Origin of the sequence: Streptomyces sp. SM1 (assembly GCF_002910825.1) — a bacterium.
Taxonomy (GTDB): domain Bacteria; phylum Actinomycetota; class Actinomycetes; order Streptomycetales; family Streptomycetaceae; genus Streptomyces; species Streptomyces okerensis.
This window is the reverse complement of the sequence record NZ_NEUB01000766.1, coordinates 1-15,787: the sequence shown is the minus strand read 5'-3', so window position 1 is coordinate 15,787 and position 15,787 is coordinate 1. Positions and strand designations below refer to the sequence as shown.

The 15,787-nt window shown below is 70.2% G+C and carries 16 protein-coding genes; 9 read left to right on the top strand and 7 right to left on the bottom strand.

Features of this window, described 5'->3' with window-relative positions:
* The first annotated feature begins 4 nt into the window (after positions 1-4).
* Positions 5-724 carry a DciA family protein gene (locus tag B9S61_RS23170; RefSeq protein ID WP_258039811.1) on the top strand — a complete coding sequence of 240 codons (720 nt, stop codon included), beginning with the start codon at positions 5-7 and terminating at the stop codon, positions 722-724.
* A gap of 10 nt (positions 725-734) precedes the next feature.
* Here B9S61_RS23170 and B9S61_RS23165 read toward each other — a convergent pair whose 3' ends face one another.
* Positions 735-1,406: an Abi family protein gene (locus B9S61_RS23165; protein ID WP_103543993.1), complete on the bottom strand. Its 672-nt coding sequence runs from the start codon at positions 1,404-1,406 to the stop codon at positions 735-737.
* Positions 1,407-1,614: 208 nt separating this feature from the next.
* Positions 1,615-2,583, bottom strand: a complete 969-nt coding sequence (locus B9S61_RS23160; protein ID WP_258039810.1) for a hypothetical protein — start codon at positions 2,581-2,583, stop codon at positions 1,615-1,617.
* 195 nt (positions 2,584-2,778) lie between these two features.
* Here B9S61_RS23160 and B9S61_RS23155 point away from each other — a divergent pair, with 195 nt between their 5' ends.
* Entirely contained in the window at positions 2,779-5,109 is a 2,331-nt protein-coding gene (locus B9S61_RS23155) for a DNA-binding transcriptional regulator (protein ID WP_103543992.1), read from the top strand.
* A gap of 12 nt (positions 5,110-5,121) precedes the next feature.
* Positions 5,122-5,679: a DNA-binding protein gene (locus B9S61_RS23150; RefSeq protein ID WP_103543991.1), complete on the top strand. Its 558-nt coding sequence runs from the start codon at positions 5,122-5,124 to the stop codon at positions 5,677-5,679.
* Positions 5,680-5,761: 82 nt separating this feature from the next.
* Here the strand turns inward: B9S61_RS23150 and B9S61_RS40995 are convergent, their stop codons facing one another.
* Positions 5,762-5,914, bottom strand: a complete 153-nt coding sequence (locus B9S61_RS40995; protein WP_181007494.1) for a hypothetical protein — start codon at positions 5,912-5,914, stop codon at positions 5,762-5,764.
* A gap of 924 nt (positions 5,915-6,838) precedes the next feature.
* On the opposite strand from B9S61_RS40995, the gene B9S61_RS23145 reads away from it, so the two are divergent.
* Positions 6,839-7,399, top strand: coding sequence for a hypothetical protein (locus tag B9S61_RS23145; RefSeq protein WP_258039809.1), 561 nt, complete (start codon positions 6,839-6,841; stop codon positions 7,397-7,399).
* A 2-nt stretch (positions 7,400-7,401) separates the two neighbouring features.
* On the opposite strand, the gene B9S61_RS23140 is transcribed toward B9S61_RS23145, so the two are convergent.
* On the bottom strand, positions 7,402-8,220 hold the full coding sequence (locus tag B9S61_RS23140) for a GNAT family N-acetyltransferase (RefSeq protein ID WP_146064924.1): 819 nt from the start codon (positions 8,218-8,220) through the stop codon (positions 7,402-7,404).
* Between the two features lie 128 nt (positions 8,221-8,348).
* Between B9S61_RS23140 and B9S61_RS23135 the strand changes: the two genes are divergently transcribed.
* The 4 genes from B9S61_RS23135 to B9S61_RS23115 all read left to right on the top strand — a co-directional run bounded on the left by B9S61_RS23135 (position 8,349) and on the right by B9S61_RS23115 (position 10,763).
* On the top strand, positions 8,349-8,936 hold the full coding sequence (locus B9S61_RS23135; RefSeq protein WP_103543988.1) for a terminal protein: 588 nt from the start codon (positions 8,349-8,351) through the stop codon (positions 8,934-8,936).
* A gap of 103 nt (positions 8,937-9,039) precedes the next feature.
* Positions 9,040-9,801 carry a hypothetical protein gene (locus B9S61_RS23130; protein ID WP_103543987.1) on the top strand — a complete coding sequence of 254 codons (762 nt, stop codon included), beginning with the start codon at positions 9,040-9,042 and terminating at the stop codon, positions 9,799-9,801.
* A 456-nt stretch (positions 9,802-10,257) separates the two neighbouring features.
* Complete coding sequence (locus B9S61_RS23120) at positions 10,258-10,491, top strand: hypothetical protein (RefSeq protein ID WP_103543985.1); 234 nt, start codon at positions 10,258-10,260, stop codon at positions 10,489-10,491.
* Positions 10,491-10,763, top strand: a complete 273-nt coding sequence (locus tag B9S61_RS23115; RefSeq protein ID WP_103543984.1) for a hypothetical protein — start codon at positions 10,491-10,493, stop codon at positions 10,761-10,763. The genes B9S61_RS23120 and B9S61_RS23115 overlap by 1 nt, the downstream gene beginning before the upstream one ends.
* A gap of 977 nt (positions 10,764-11,740) precedes the next feature.
* Here the strand turns inward: B9S61_RS23115 and B9S61_RS23110 are convergent.
* The gene (locus tag B9S61_RS23110) at positions 11,741-12,172 is read right to left on the bottom strand and encodes a hypothetical protein (protein ID WP_103543983.1); all 432 of its coding nucleotides are present in this window, start codon (positions 12,170-12,172) and stop codon (positions 11,741-11,743) included.
* 371 nt (positions 12,173-12,543) lie between these two features.
* Between B9S61_RS23110 and B9S61_RS23105 the strand changes: the two genes are divergently transcribed.
* Positions 12,544-13,497 (top strand): IS481 family transposase, encoded by a 954-nt coding sequence (locus B9S61_RS23105; protein WP_103543982.1) that lies wholly within the window; start codon positions 12,544-12,546, stop codon positions 13,495-13,497.
* Between the two features lie 56 nt (positions 13,498-13,553).
* Here the strand turns inward: B9S61_RS23105 and B9S61_RS23100 are convergent, their stop codons facing one another.
* Together B9S61_RS23100 and B9S61_RS23095 are read right to left on the bottom strand one after the other, a co-directional pair.
* The gene (locus B9S61_RS23100) at positions 13,554-14,000 is read right to left on the bottom strand and encodes a hypothetical protein (RefSeq protein WP_030423321.1); all 447 of its coding nucleotides are present in this window, start codon (positions 13,998-14,000) and stop codon (positions 13,554-13,556) included.
* The gene (locus B9S61_RS23095) at positions 13,997-14,710 is read right to left on the bottom strand and encodes a hypothetical protein (RefSeq protein WP_030423322.1); all 714 of its coding nucleotides are present in this window, start codon (positions 14,708-14,710) and stop codon (positions 13,997-13,999) included. Before B9S61_RS23095 ends, B9S61_RS23100 begins: the two co-directional genes overlap by 4 nt.
* Between the last annotated feature and the right edge of the window lie 1,077 nt (positions 14,711-15,787).

Genomic DNA, 15,787 nt, shown 5'->3' with positions numbered 1-15,787 from the left:
GGTCGTGCAGCGCGACGGCCGGGAGCCGGCCGGGTTCGCCGCCGTACTCCAGGGCCTGATGGCCGACCGGGCCTGGGACGTCCCGGCCGCCGGCGGAACCGTCCTGGACCGCTGGCCCGATATCGCGGCCGCCATCGCCCCGCAGCTTCCCGACCACGTCCAGGCCGTCGCCTTCCACCCGGAGACCGGCCAGCTGGACCTGCGCCCCGACTCCCCGGCCTACGCCACCCAGCTCCGCCTGATCAGCGCCCGCATCGTCGCCGCGGCCAACGAGTCGGCCGGCACCGACGCCGTGCGCAGTGTCCGGGTCCTGGCCGTCGGCGCCGCCCCGGACCCCCGGCCTGCGGTGCAGACGCAGGCCACCGCACCGGACGCTCCTCCGGCCCCGGTGAAGACGCGCGAGATGGCCTCGCCGGGCTTCCACCAGGCCCTCGCCGCGCACCAGGCCGTCGCGCCTCCCAGCCGTATCGACCCCTCGATCGCGGAGGCAGTGGAGCGGCAGACCGCGGCGATGCGGGCGCTCAGCCTCCAGGCCTTCCCGGAGCCGGAGCCGGTGGCCGACGACCAGCCGGCCCCGATCGAGCAGGCCCTCATCGAGCGCCGCCGCCAGGCCGACGTCTCCCACGCCGCAGCCCTGCGCCGGGCCCGTGCGGAGCGCGCGGCGAGGGAGGCCGGGACGGCGGCCGCGGTCCCGCAGCCGACGACGCTGGGCAGGACCGCGTGAGCTCGAGGCGTCAGGGGCGGCGGGCGAGGACGTCGTCGATGCGGGAGGCGTCGGCGACCCACGTTGCGGCGGCTGGCGCTATGAAGCCGAGCACGGTCTGGATGTCGTCCCGGCGGGCTTCGAGGGCCAGGTGCCAGATCCCCTCGTGGTGAGCGATGCGGTTGCGGAACTTGTGCAGCCGTTTGACCGGGTCTTCCACCGTGGTCAGGGCACGGTTGGGGGCGTAGGGGAAGGCGCCCGCGAGGTCGGGCCACGGGTTGGTCTTGTACTGGCGGGCCAGCAGGAAGCGCCAGAAGCCGAAGCTCAGCTCCGCGATGACCTTCCCGCGCGGCGTGGTCGCAGCACCGCCCCGCCCAGCGCGCTCTTGGGCCTGGGCGATGTCGCCGCGGGCCTTGCCGCTGAGGGGGACCTGCCTGTCGATGTACCACTCGGTGGTCCGGCCCCGGCGCTGCTGGCGGGCAACGAGCCGTGCGTCCAGCGCGTTGCGCAGCATGATCTCCAGGTGCCCGAGCGGTTCGAAGAACGCCGCGGCGAGGTCGCTGTTCCACCGGTACAGCGCGAGCGCGGCGGTGGAGTCACCAGCGCAGGCGGTCAGGTAGGGGTTCAGCCGGTCGGGGCTGATCAGCTCGATGACGGCCTTGTCGTCGGGCGGCTCGATGCTGGTGGGCGGCGTGCTGTGCATGGTGGGGCAATCGTAGGTACACTGGGCGACGAAGACCCTGGAATCGTCCCTGGTAGCCCTCGAAAGAAGGCAGGCCATACCCCCAGGGTTCAGACGTCAGTCGAGGGCCGCACGGTTTGACCGTGCGGCCCTCGCGCTTTCCAGCCCGTGACGACGGCCGCCCGGACCGATCCGGGCGGCCGTCGTCTGCTTCTCGGTGAGATGCCGGTCAGTCGCCGGCCTCGTGGGGGAGACCGTCGTCCAGGACGATGCGGATGGTCTCGCCTTGTCCGGTGACGCCGGTGAGTTCGGCCGCGATGCGGTTGTAGGTGGTCATGGCCAGTGCCCAGTCGCCCTGCAGCGGGGTGGCGGTGGAGCGGGTGTTCCACAGCTCGATGAGCAGGGCGATGAGGGAGCGTCCAGACAGGACGGTCTGGACGCGGCCCTCCTTGATGTCCTCAACCGAGGGCGGGGTGCGGAAGTGGCTGTGGTCGACGGCCAGGGCGGCGAGCCACTCCCAGGTGTCGCGGTGCGCGATCAGTTCGGCGGAGGCCACACCGGCGGCCTTCAGCAGCAGGACGCCGTGGGCGACCCGCGGATCCTCCGCGCCGGCGGCCTGCGGCGTGGCAGCAGAGGGCTGACCGGCGGAGGTGCCGGTGCCCTGGTAGGCGGCCTCGATGGCACTCTTCAGCGCGAGGTCCTGGTCCTCGCCGGACTCGGGCTGCGGCCGGTGCCCGGTGTTCTCCATGGTTCCCCCCTGGGAGTCGGTGTCGGTTGAGACGGACGGATGACCTTCGGCGCCGACGGACGAGCCGTAGCCGGCCTCGGGTTCGGGCGGCTGCGCAGTCCCCTCGGGATGGGTCTGCGTGCCCTCGCCGGGCGTGTCACCTGCCCCTTCGGGCGGCGCGAAGGGACGCAGAACGTCGACAAGGTCCAGGAGCTGCCGGAGCTCCCCTCGCGTCTCGTTAAGGTCGCTGATCATCCGGTCCTGCCTGCGGCGGACCTCCCGGTTCTCCTCACGCAATCCGGTGACGCCCGCCTGGAGCTGTTCCAGGATCTTCAGGCGGCTCTGCGTGACGTCACCGTGCAGTGCGGTCAGCCCGACCGTCGGGTCATCGAGGCGATCGAGACGTGCGAGTTGCTGTCGTATCGCCTCCAGTTCCTTCATGGCGTCGCCGAACGCGTCTTTCCACCCCACGTGACCCCCTGATTACTCCGAGCATGCGACCGCCCATATCTCCCCACCGGGGCCTGGGGTGACGCGACGGTTTCCAGCCCTTCCCTGGCCAGGACCACCCTTACCGCTTTCGCACGCCGTTCGTACGCGATTCGTACGGAGAATGTGCGCTATACGTACGGTTCTTGGGGTAGAATGTCGGCCAGGAGGTGTTCCATGTCCGAGTTGTTCGACGCGGTCGACGCACTGGTCGCGTCCCGCTCGCCGCTGCCGCCAGCGGAGGAGCGCAAGCGCCTGCGGGTCGCGCACGGCCTGACGCTGGACGAAGTCGCCGCTGCGCTGAAGGTGCGCCGGGCCACGGTGTCCGGCTGGGAGTCGGTCAAGAAGCCGACCGAGCCGCGCGGCCCGGAGCGCGAGGCATACGCCCGGCTGCTACGGCAGCTCGCGGAGCTCTACCCGGCACCTGCAACGCCGCAAGAGCCGGCTGCCCCAGTGCCCGCCACGTTCACCGGCGCGCCCGACCCGGCAGACGAAATGCCAGAGGTTCCGGACGCTGCGATCGAAGAGATCGTCAACTCCCTTTACCCCACTCCCGGCGCGCCCCGCCCGGCGGGAGCGCGGACTCTGTCCACAGGGGAGGCGTCCGAGGCTGCGGCCATGACTGCAACCGAGAACACCCAGACCCCCGCCCCTGTCACCGCTGCTCCGGCGGCCGCGCCACGTCCCGCGCGCACCACCAGGCCGTCGTCGACGTCGCGCCGCCCGGGTGCCAAGAAGGCGGCCCCGGCCGGAACCCCGGCGGGCGGCACCGACCCCCGCTTCGCCAACGGACCGCTCGCGGTCGTCGACGTCGAGGACGGGCAGGTGCTGGCGTACTGCACCGGCGGCCTGGTCCTGGACGTGCCCGCCAAGTCCCTGCCGTCCCTGGTGGAGTGGACGCTCAAGGAGGCGAAGCTCGGGCAGCCGAAGCTGTCCGGGCCGGGCAAGGACGCCGACCCGCTGCTCGTGCTCACCGAGGCCGCCCTCGAGCGCTACGGCCTGCCCGTCACCCTCACTGACGAGGAGCGGCTCGCCGGGCGGATCCCCGAGAACCACAAGGTCGTCAAGCAGCTGGCGCGCGCCGACTGGAAGCTGACGAAGCGCGGGTTCGGGCCGTGGGCCAGGATCTACCGCCCTGCCACCGGCTCGGAGCGGGCCTGCGTCCAGCTGTGCATCCCCTCCTGGAACGCGCTCGACTCCCGGCACTGGGGCGAGGCCGGGCAGCTGCCGCCGGCGGAGCTCGCCCGCGTCCTGGGCGTGTACGCCTCGCGGGTGATGACGCCGCGCGGCTCCACGGCCGTGACCGGCCTGGAGCTGATGACCGCGCTGCACCCGCCGACGCGCGCCTCCGAGCCGGACGCCGACGGCAAGCGGCACTCCGAGCACAACCCCGGCTCGCTGGGCAAGGACGCCATCGACCCGATGAACTGGCCGCCGTGCGAGGTCCCCGACGGCCACCCGGTCCTCAAGGACCTGCCCCGATTCCACGTGCGCGGCCCGGCGGAGAAGCTGTTCGAGGAGGCGTACGACTGGGCGCGGCCGATGACGGATGCCGAGTGCACCCTGCGGCACCTGGTCGGCATCGACGTGAACATGGCCTTCGCCGCCGGCGCGAACGGTCTGAACGTCGGTCTCGGTGAGGCGACGCACGTCAAGGCCCCCGCGTTCGACCCGAAGCTGCCCGGCTCGTGGCTGGTGGACCTGTCCCACGTCGACCTGTCGCGGGTGAAGGTCGGCAAGGAGTGGGTGGAGCTGGACGGCTCGCTGCTGCCCTCTCCGTTCACACCGAAGGGCGAGCGCCCGGAGGGGCCGGCCTGGTACGCGACGCCGACCGTGGCGTACGCGGTGGAGCTCGGCTACGAGGTTCGCCCGATCGAGGCGTGGGTCCGGTACGACAACGGCCGCTACCTGGACGGCTGGTACAACCGGCTCCGTGACGCCTACCTCGCCACGATGGCCGACCTCGGCGTCCACGCGGACATGGAGCCGGCCGACTTCCTCGCCGCGATGGACGGGTACAAGGACCGCGACCCGGACCTGGCGATCGTCGTCTCGGCGATCAAGGCGACGGTCAAGGGCGGCCTGGGCAAGCTCCGCGAGCGCCCGCGCGGCGAGGGCTGGCGGCCGGGCGAGCCGTGGCGCGCCTTGTCCCGCCCGACGTGGCGGCCGGACATCCGCGCGGCGGTCATCTCCCGCACCCGGATCAACCTGCACCGCAAGATCGTCAAGCACGCCGCGTTCACCGGCCAGTACCCCGTCGCGATCCTGTCGGACTGCGTCGTCTACGCCGCCGACGGCACGTCGCCGCTGGACTTCCTGCCCTACCGGGAGAGCAAGCCGCTGCCCGGCGGCTTCAAGCTCGGCATCAACCCGGGCCTGGTCAAGCACGAGGGCACCCAGACCGTCCTGTGGGGCGAGGAAGTCCGGGAGCGGTTCAACGCCCCGGAGCTCAACCTCGCCCGGTACATCAAGGACGGCACCGTCACCGACGTCGACAACGGAGAGTAGGAGTAGGCCACGATGAGCCTGTTCGGGGACGGCCTGGAGGCCGCGGTGCAGAAGGCGTTCACGCGCCCGGCGCCCAAGAGCGCGGGTGCGCAGATGCGGTACTTGGTCAAGCAGCTCAAGGGCACCAAGGCGGTCGCCCAGATGCTGCGGGTCTCCCAGCGCACCGTCGAACGGTACGTGAAGGGCCAGATCAAGAAGCCCCGGCCCGAACTCGCCGCGCGCATAGACCGCGAGGTGAAGAAGCGGTGGCAGCCGCAGATCCGCGCGAAGGCCAAGAAGAAGGCGGCCAGCACAGGCGGCATCGTCATCGACACCCGCGCCCGCATGGGCTACACGGCCCCGATCGGGTCGACGGACCAGGACCGCATCCGCCACCTGACCGTCGCCCTGCCGCCCGTCTACGCCGCCCGCCTCTTCGACGCCCAGGAGGCCGGCGCCACCGACCAGCAGCTCCAGGAGATCGCCGCCGAAGCGCTCAAGGAGGTCTACTTCCAGGACGGCGGCCGCCGCGCCGGCTCCCTGGAGGAGGTCCGGTTCACGGACATCGAGCACCTCGAGTTCGACCTGTAGCAGCCGCGCCCCGAATAGCCCGCGGGCCCGGACCGACACGGTCCGGGCCCGCTCGCGTATCCGGGGGCGGGATGGTCGTCCGCTATCTGCCCATCAGCTCGTTGAGCAGGGCGACCACGACGACGCCGACACCGAGTGCCGCCCCGAATGCCGGGTGATAGAGAGCGACGCCGACGGTTAATGCGCCCACCAGCAACAGCACCACCATGCGCACGCTGATCTGGTCGTTGTTCACGAAACCCGCCTCTCCCAGTTCGTACAGGAGGTGTGGTGACGGGCTTGTGTGGCTATGCCTGCGGGGGTGCCTGCGCCGTCTTGACTCGACGGCAGTACGCGGCGCCCCGTAGGCTCGGGCTCGGACCTGATGGTTCTTCTCCCATCTTGGAATGCGTTCTGGTACGGGGTGGAGCTGTCGGACTACGCGAGTGGCCCCTTGTTCGAGCAGGGGGCCACTGCTTTGTCTCCTTCCGGTTGAAGCGGTCGAACTACGCGGTGACGACAACACCGTTCGAGCGGCTGCGGAGCCCGCGGACTCCGCTGCTGTCGTCGGCTCAGAAGCCTACGCACATGTCGGCGAGACGTTCCCCCTGCCTTGGTGACCATCAAAGGCCAGGATCGGCGGGGGAAGGCACCCAAGCGGAGTCCCGTGAGATGTGCTAGGGGCCCCGGAGTAGTCAAGTCACCGAAAGGCTGCGAGCCTCCCACCTGGGCCGATGCTGCTGGAACCAGATGTGAACGGTGAAGCGGTGCTCCACCCAAGTGGAGCTGATGAAGCGTTGAGAACGCTCAGATACTCGTCTCGGACGTCCTTCACGAAGTCGAAGATGAAGACACGGAACGCCCTCAGAAGCAAAGTGCGAGGCAACTTCGTCCTCGATCTCTTCACCGGAGTAGGCGGTTTCAGCAAGATCAGAGCATCCGACTTCTCGTTAGCAGGCATCTCTGCCTCTTCTGCAAGGTCGTAACGGGGTCCGAATTCTTCGTGGGACGCCTCTCCGAGTCCGCATCTCCTTGAACCTGAGCCTCGCAACCTCCCGTCAGGATTCGACACCCAGGAGCAGGGTGCCAGCGACGCCCCTCTCAAGGAGATCGCCACCTGCACCGGCGCAATCCAGGCGAAGCCGTCCGGCGGCTACGCCTGCCCGCCTACGATGCGCTCGTGCGGAACACGAAGGCGTACAAGGAAGCCGTTGCCCAGACGCTCACGGAGCTGGCCCGCCGGGGGGTGACCCTCGCGCCGGCGACCGTGGAGGACACGATCGAGAAGCAGATCACCACCGTGGCGGAGCGGCTCGGGATCCAGGTGCGCTCCGCCTGGCGGTACTTCGACGCCTCCGTCACGGCCGACCGGCTCGCGCAGAGCGTGGCGTCGTACGAGGAGAGCAGCAGCGAGAAGGGCGTCGGGCAGGCCCCGATGCCACCGATCGACAACCCCGAGCTCGCCCTGGTCCTCGCCGGGGTGCCCGACTCCCTCGCACAGACCGGCGGCGACCTGTACTCGGTCATCATCAACGTCGCCGTCAACGCCTGGATGGCCGGCCACATCCACGGCGAGGACGGCTGCACCGGCTGCGACGGCAGCCGCGGCCCGGCCGGACACGACTGGGAAGCCAGGATGCGCACCATCACCGAGCTCCAGCCGAACATCACCAAGTGGTTCGACCGCGACGTGTGGACCCGCGCCGTCAACGACGCGGGCTACGCCGTCACCCGCCGCTGACGTCAGCGCGCCGGGACCGGAAGGACGCCACGGACGACCAGCTGCCGCCCGTACGGGGTGGCCATGGGTTCCATCTGGATGCCGGTGCGCAGTGGCTTCACCGAGAAGCGGAAGCCCTTGGTCGGGCCGTGGCAGATCAGCCCGGTCGGGGTGGGGATGCCGATGCCGTCGGGGGAGAGGGTGAAGCCCAGCCCGGCGTAGAAGTCCGTCAGCTCCGGCTCGTGCGTGGCGTACAGGACGGCCGCGCCCAGCTTCCCGGCCTGATGCGAGCCGGCCGCCTTCTCCGCTTCGGCCACCAGGGCACGCGCGACGCCCTGGCCGCGCCACTGCTCGACCACCGCGAGGGAGTCCAGGCAGGCGACCAGACCGGCGATGATGTGCACGTTGGGCGATCCGATGAGCATGGGGTGGGTGAAGGCCCACGTCGCCGGCAGCGTGAGCATGCCGCCGACCAGCGCGCCGGACGACGTCTCCTCCACCACCCGCGCGTACGTGAGCTTCTCCGGATCGATGCTCTGCTCGATCACGTTGGGCAGCCCTCGCCATGACCCATCGGGGTTGTCCGGGTCGGCCAGCCGGATCACCGGCTCCAGCGGTGCCGTGTCGGCGCGGGTCGCGTCTCGGATCACGAGGCCGTCCGGCAGCTCCGGAACGCTCACCGGGATGACCTCTCCCGGCTGCACCCCTGACCGGTCGGCCGTGCTGGGAGCCGCGTACATGCGCTCACCCAGCACGTTCCCCGAGAACAGACGCTCCGCCTCGCGGCGCGCTGGATTCCCCGACCGGCGGGCACCCTTGCGCACCCCTGTTCGCTTCCCCACGGCGTTCCTCCCCTTGTCACCGGAACCCTCCCCCGCCCGGCACCCCACCTAACACCCCTCGCCAGCAGACGACTTGGGGCCGCCGCGCCCGGAATCTATCCACAGGCGATCCGTGATCCCTAGGAGGTATGAGCGATCACGAGCAGCAGCCGGCGCCGCGGCGCGGCAAGGTTCTGGAGGCCCTCACCCGGGCGGAGCGGAAGATCTTCACCCGGCCCGCGCCGAAATCCGCAAATGCACAGGTGAAATTCCTCCTCACGCGAGCGAAGGAGTCAGTGAGGAGCCTGGCGGAGCGTGTGGGCACCTCGACTCGCACGATCGAGCGCTACCGCGCCGGGAAGCTGAAGAAGCCACAGAAGCGGCTCCAGGCTGCCCTGGTGGAGGCGACCGAATCCGAGTGGCAACCGCAGGTCAGGGCACAGGCACGCGAACAGGCGTCCACCTCCAGCGGGATGATGGTGGAGGTGACGGCGTACTTCGGATTCACGTGCTCGGGCAGCTCGGACGACGGCCGCATACGCACCATCACCACCCCGATCTCGCCCACCTATGCGAAGCAGATCCTGGAGCTCCAGGAGGCCGGTGCGACGGAGGAGGATCTGCATCCGATTGTCGCGGAGGCCATCACCGAGTCGTATTTCACGGAGTGGGGCACCCGCGCCGATGGTCTGCGCGCGGATTTCACGCACGTTCAGGCCATCGAGTTTATGTTCTGACTCGGTCGAATTCTGGGCCTGCTATAAAGCAATCCGGCGGGTCGTCGTACAGCGCTCTGGCGGCGACCCGCTCTGTTTTCTCACCACGAATGCGAGGTCGAAGATGACCAGGATGTGGCCGCCCGGCGGCGGTACCCGTCGACCGCTTGCCCCTCGCGTTGCCGTGCCCCGTGAGCCGGTCGATCCGGCCCGCATCGGCCTACGGGTCGTACGGCGCCGGGCGAAGGGGATGGACGCCGGCGCTGTCGCGGCGGCCCTCGAGGAAGCGCGGTTCGACGCGCGGCAGGCGTCCCGGCACGAGGACCTGGCCGACGACGTCCGCAGCCAGGCGGAGCTCGCGGAGTGGGAGCGCCTCGCGCAGCTGCTCGCCGACGCCGCCCCGGGCACCGTCTACAACCCGGACGCCGACGACACCGTCCGGGCCGAACTCGCCGCCGACGCCGCGGCCGCCGCTGCCCGGGAAGCCGAACTGCGCGAAGCCGCCCGCATCGCGGCCCGCGCCGACGAGCTCCAGGCGCTGCGCGAGCTCGGCACCCTGGAGCAGACCGAACCCCGTACCGGCGACGAAGCCGTCCGTGACGAGCTCACCCGGCGAGCCGGCGGGTACGTCCAGGCCGACGTCGACGCCTGGCTCGCGCACGCCCTGGCCGCGCACCACGGGCACTACCGCAACCCCGCCGCCCGCGAGGAAGCCGCCGGCCTTCTGACGCCTCCGGTCCTCGCACACGCCGCGCTGCTCGCCGAACTCGCCCGCCTGGTCCCCGGCGCCGACGTCGACCAGCTGGCGTTCGCGGCCCGGCTCGCCACCACCGAGCCCGAAGCCGCCGCCGCGCTCGCCGCGTTCCTCACCCGCGCCCGGACGTAGCACCGCATCCGTGATCACCGAGGGTGACTGTCACGCTGTCACGCCGACCGGTGTCACGCACCCCGATCCAGCTGTCACGTCGGGGTGTCACGCTGACGATCCAGCCCGGAACCACGGGCCCGGACCCGGATCTGGGCCACCTCGCCAATCAGCGTGACACCCTCCCGGAGCGACTACGGTCCGCATCCGGCTGCGATCCGTCGCCCGCCTGAACAGTGGGCCGATCTGTGTCATCGACCCCCTGTTTCCCCAGGTGGACACGCTCACCTGTGTCACTGTTCAGCTGATCTGTGTCATCGGACAGCGGGAATGCACCTGCGCCGATCCCGGCCTCGGAGGGAAGTGCGCCGGCGAACCCTGATGCGCCAAGGTCAGAGGAGGAGCGGAGCGGCCCCACGGCTGCCGTGCGGCCGATACCGTGGTGACACACGCCCGTTCGCGCCCTGGAGGCCTTCGATGAGCGAACAGCCGGCCCCCGCCGACACCGCCACCCGGCAGCTGGAGCCCGCGGCCGCCGACGCGGTCCGCGCGTACGCGGCCAAGACCCGCGCCGACGCCGAACGGTTCGCTGCCGTCCTGGAGGACATCGCCACCAACGGCCTGCCCGACCCCGAGCAGTGCACCCCGTGGGAGGAGCTGCGCGAGGCCCACCTCGCCCGTCTCGCTCGGCAGCGCCCGGCCGTCGCCTGATGCCCCCGCAGCACGGCCCCCGCCGCGCCCGGATCGCGTTCTCCGACTCCGCCGCCAAGCAGCTGGAGAACATCACCAACGAGGCGGAGATCCACGCCCTGGACCGCGCCCTGGTCGTCGTCTCCGTCGACCCCGAGGTCGGCGCGCCGATCCCCGGCGACACCGCCGGCCCCCAGCTGCGCGAGTACACCGACGAAGTCGAGCGCGTACGCCTCCTGTATTGGGTCACGGCCTTGAAGACCGTGGTCGTGGTTGCCTACCTCGAGGTCTGACCCGCGACGTCCTGGACCAGGCCGACCGCGTGCTGCTGGCGCGGCCGGCCTCCGCGCGTGTCCGTCGTTTGGTGAGGGATCGGGTCTGTCGGTTGGTGAGGGATCGCTCGCGTACAAGGAAGACGTAGGACTGACTGACCTGATGACGGGCGCGCTCTTCCTCACCCGCCGAAGGCGAAGTACCAGAAGTACGGCCGGGCAGATGACACCCGCCTTGCACCCTTGCACCCGACCTCCGGACGCTGCACCGGCGGCTCGGTGCGGGCCTGTCCGGAGACGGCCTTGCACCCCATTGGTAGGTACTACAGGTAGTACCTAAGTGCGGGTTGTAGATCTCCCCCCCTGAGAGCGAAGCTCGCTGCGCGGGCACACACCACCCGCCACCACCTGCACCGAGGCCCACCCCACCCGTCCGGCGCACATGATCCTTCCCGGCGCTGTACGGCCGCCTGCGGCGTTCTGACGCCCTCCGGGCTCCCGAGCGACGATCAAGGCCCTGAAAGGCGCTCACAGCGGCGTACAGCGCTTCGGGCGGCGGTGAAGTGCCCTGCCCCTCGGCGACGGCTCCACGGCGGGCGCCACGCCCTCCCTCCTCGGGCACCGCCTCCCGCTGCTCCCGGCCCGAGCTCTGCTCTCAGGGGGAGAGATCTACAACCCGCACATAGGTACTACCTGTACTAACCCCTATTGGGGTGCAAGACGTCCTCCCCAGCGCAGCGCAGCATTCGCACGCCCCGCCCAGAGAGCCACGACCCGACTGCCGCTACGCGCATCCCGCAGCGCGCCTTGCACCCTGCGCGACCTGCGCCGTGCAGCAGCCGCTGCTGCTCCTGGTGGCGAAGGGTGCAAGGCCGTCTGCTGCGTCCCGCAGCACGGGCCGGCGTGCAGCAGCGTCCCGCCAGGCGGCACACGGGTGCTGCACGGGCAGCAAGGCCGGCCTTACCCGGGCAGCAGTCGCCCTGCTGCCTCCCGGACGGCTATGCGGTCGCCGCTGCTGCAACCGGCGAGCTGGTGGGCCGGCCACTGCCGCGCGAGCAGGCCCGCAGCGCGCACTCGAAGAACACGTCGACGTCGACGGCGGCGTCCCGGCGGGTGACCTCATACAGCGCCTTCGTCGCCTCGAAGGCAGCCACAACAGAGAGGGTGAGCTCCTGGTGCGCCTCGGTCTCCACGTCCAGGTGCTGGGCGAAACCGAAGTGGTGGGCCCGGTTCTGTTCCGCGGTCACCACGCGCTGGTGAGCCCTGCGGGCCGCCTCGAACCACTGCGCTGCGTCGTCCGTGCCCAGCGCCCTGACGACGATCGCGAAGAACGGGATCACCTGCTCCGCGCTCGCGGGCCAGCTGTCGGTGGGCGAGCCGAAGCGGTTGCCCAGCTCCTGGGCGAAGTGGAGGCCGAAGTTGTGGGTCACGCCCCTACTCGTACCGCGACCGCTGGCGCTCGGATGGGCGGCGCGCGGCAGAGCCTTCCGGGAACGCTAGTACGGGCCGTCCTGCCTGCGGCTTTCCCCTCCAGGGGAACGATGTACGCGGTGCTGGGACGGAAGTCGCTTGTTCTGGAGAACTAGAACAAGTCGGTATCCCTGGTGATACCGACAACGTCGTGTGGCGGTTCTGTGACCTGCGGTTTCCGCTGGGTGGGAACCTTGTACGCCGCCCTAGCTGTTCTGTCTCGGGAGGTTGTGGACGGGTGATGCAGGTCTCGGCTGAGGGATCTTGAACGGGTGAGGGCCTTCCGGGTTCGGTGTGGATTGCGACGTCTACACCGACCAGAAAGGCCCTCGTGCCCCACCGTAATGCACCCCTGACCGAGACCGGGCGCCTGCGCCTGGCCCGCTGCGTGGTCGAGGACGGCTGGCCTCTTCGCCGGGCCGCGGAACGCTTCCAGGTCTCACCGACGACCGCCCGGCGGTGGGCCGGCCGCTATCGGACCCTGGGCGAGGCCGGGATGACGGACCTCTCCTCCCGGCCCCACAGCTGCCCGCGCCGGACCCCGACCCGCACCGAACGCCGAATCATCAAAGTCCGCCTCCTGCGCCGCTGGGGACCCGCCCGCATCGCACACCTGCTGCACCTCGTGCCCTCGACCGTGCACCGCGTACTGACCCGCTTCGGGCTGGCCCGCCTCACGCACCTGGACCGGGCCACCGGCCGGAACATACGCCGCTACGAACGCGAACATCCCGGCGAGCTCGTCCACGTCGACATCAAGAAGCTGGGCAACATCCCCGACGGCGGCGGCCACAAGGTCCTCGGCCGCCAGGCCGGCCGCAAGACCCGCAAGAACGCCGGCTACAGCTACATCCACACCGCCGTCGACGACCACTCCCGCCTCGCCTACAGCGAGATCCACGCCGACGAGAAGAAGGACACGGCCACCGGCTTCTGGACCCGGGCACACGCCTACTTCACCAGCGCCGGGATCACCGTCGAACGAGTCCTGACCGACAACGGCGCCTGCTACAAGTCCCACGCATGGCGCGACACACTGGCAGCGGCCGGGATCGCCCACAAGCGAACCCGGCCCTACCGGCCCCAGACCAACGGCAAGGTCGAACGCCTCAACCGCACCATGCTCGACGAATGGGCATACGCCCGCCCCTACCGGTCAGAACAGGAACGACGCGACGCGTTCCCGCAGTGGCTGCACACCTACAATCACCACCGCGGACACACCGCGCTCGCAGGCAAACCACCCGCCAGCCGCGTCCCCAACCTCACAGGGCAATACACCTAGCGCGAGAACGGCGCCGCACCGTGGGTGCAGCGCCGTCGTGTCGAGCGGTCGTTGGGTCAGGACACGGCTTTGAGGTTCTGGCGGCGCTTGGCGTCCTCGCGGAGCCGGCGCTTCTCGGCGAGCTGGTCCTGGTAGGCCTCCACGGCCTTCCGGTAGCGCTCCACGAAGCCGGGCGCGTTCAGGCGCTCGTTCTTCGGCATCGCCTTGACGGCCGCGATGGCGTCCTCGGGGGAGAGGTACGCGGCGAGCATGGGGTTGAGCTGGTAGACGCCGGCCCGCTTCTTCTTCACCAGCTGCGCCAGGTCCAGGTCGCGCAGCGCGGCGTTCACGGCGGCCCGGCTCAGGCTGAGCATCTGCGCGAGGGTGACCTGGTCGACCTCGATCCGGCCGCCCGGCTCGCTGTGGGCGCGCATCTTCAGCAGCACGCGGTAGGCCGCGGGCAGCAGGTCCAGGTCGGCGACGATGCCTTCCGCGTTCACCGCGGCGAAATGCAGACCGCTCACTGTTCGGCCCCCTTCTCCTTCTGCTGTACCCGCTCCCGGCGGCGCTCAGCACGCATCTTCGCCCGCTCCTCACGCAGCCGCTCGATCTCCTGGCGCATCCGCTCCAGCGAAGGGAAGCGCACCAGGTCGGGCAGGCTCTCGTCCGACCGGATCCTGGCAATGGTCTCGTGCTGGTCGACCCGGATGTACTGCGCGTCCATGGTCTCCGTGCCCGGGATGAACTCGGCAACCCGGTAGGAGTACGGCGGGTTGAACTGGTAGACCCCGCGCTTCACACGGAACACGATCCCGTGGCCCATGACTTCCTGCAGCGCCTCGTTCACCTTGGTGCGCGCGACGTCCAGGACGTGCGCCATCTCGTCCTGGGTCAGAGGGATCCGCCCACCGGCCTTCTGGCACGCGATCATCAGCAGGATCAGCCGGAGCGGCAGCGCCTCGCGGAAGAACTGCGCGATGACGAGGAAGAACTCCAGGCTGTCCATGGAGAAGGCGTTGGGCTCGTCCGGCGGCCCGTAGAACTCCAGCGGCTTCCGCTCGCTGTCCAGCGTGAGCTTCCGGCCGGGGTACGCGCGGGCGACCTCGTCCAGGTCCTTGATGGGCCGTAGCGGCCGGTCCCAGGCGTCGGCCGGATCGTCGGCCAACGGCAGCTTCGGCTGCGGCTGCGGCGTCCCTCGGGCCCCCGGACGGCGGCGCTGCGGCTCTGTCGACACGAGGCTGCTCTCCAAGCTGTTGATCTCTGCGACGCGGAGCAGTATGTCACCTCCGCTTGACATAGATGTCGCTTCGACACGACATGCCGCGCGAGTTGTGTCCCCCCAGGGGGGACAGATCTCCCCCCTTGCGTCCCACCGCCCGCACCCGGGACACATCTGCCGCCGCATGTCGCCTCCAGTTGACATGCGGCGGGAATCCGTGTCGCCTCTAGTTGACATTGAACGGTCGATGTGCCCCCTCAGTCGGGACACATCGACCGCGATATGTCCCCCCACCCGGTACGTATCTCAAGATCTGCGGCTCTCTGACCTGCGGTTTCTTGATCTCGCCATATATCAGTGGCTGAGGTCACCCGCACCGTCCCGCCGGACCCGACGTGGCTGAGGCGGCTTCGCGTGCGGCGCCGTGCGCTCGTGCGGGGCGTGGGCAGCACCACCGGCTCTGAGTCTCGGGTGGTGCCGACCGTGACGAACAAGCACCAGCTGGCGAGGCCGGCCTTCCTGGAGGGTTCCGCCGCCCGGCCCGAGGGGCCGTTCGGCTCCGGTACCTCCGCACGCCGGAATTCACGCTTTCCGATATCCGGGGTACCGTTCTGTGGCTGAGGCCCGAAGCGGCTCAATTCGTGATTCCTCGCCTGACTGGGTGGCAAAATACGGGCGCTGATGTCTCATCAAAAGGCACGACCCGCCCGGGTGGTTGGGGGGTGTCCTGTGTTTCCGCCAACGGTACATGCTGCATCTCACGGATGCACGCGCTACACTGGAACCCGACACGAACGAGCGACCCCCCACCCTCGTAGCCAGCCCGGCCCGCGCCAGCGGGCCCCAAGGGACTGGAGGCGCAGCCGGAAGGACCGTCAGGCGGGGGAGCGCAGCGGACCCGCCGGGAGCGCCCCGCGCCCCCTCAACTCCCGTACTGGAGGCCCCACTAGCCGCACCGTCAGACCCCGAGCGGCCCGGCCGCGCAGCGCGCGGCCAGCCGGGCGCGCAGCGGCCGGCCCCACCGGTCCCTGGAGCGCAGGGGAAGGGACCGCCCTCGCATCGCGAGGGCCAGCGGGAGCGCAGCGACCGCCC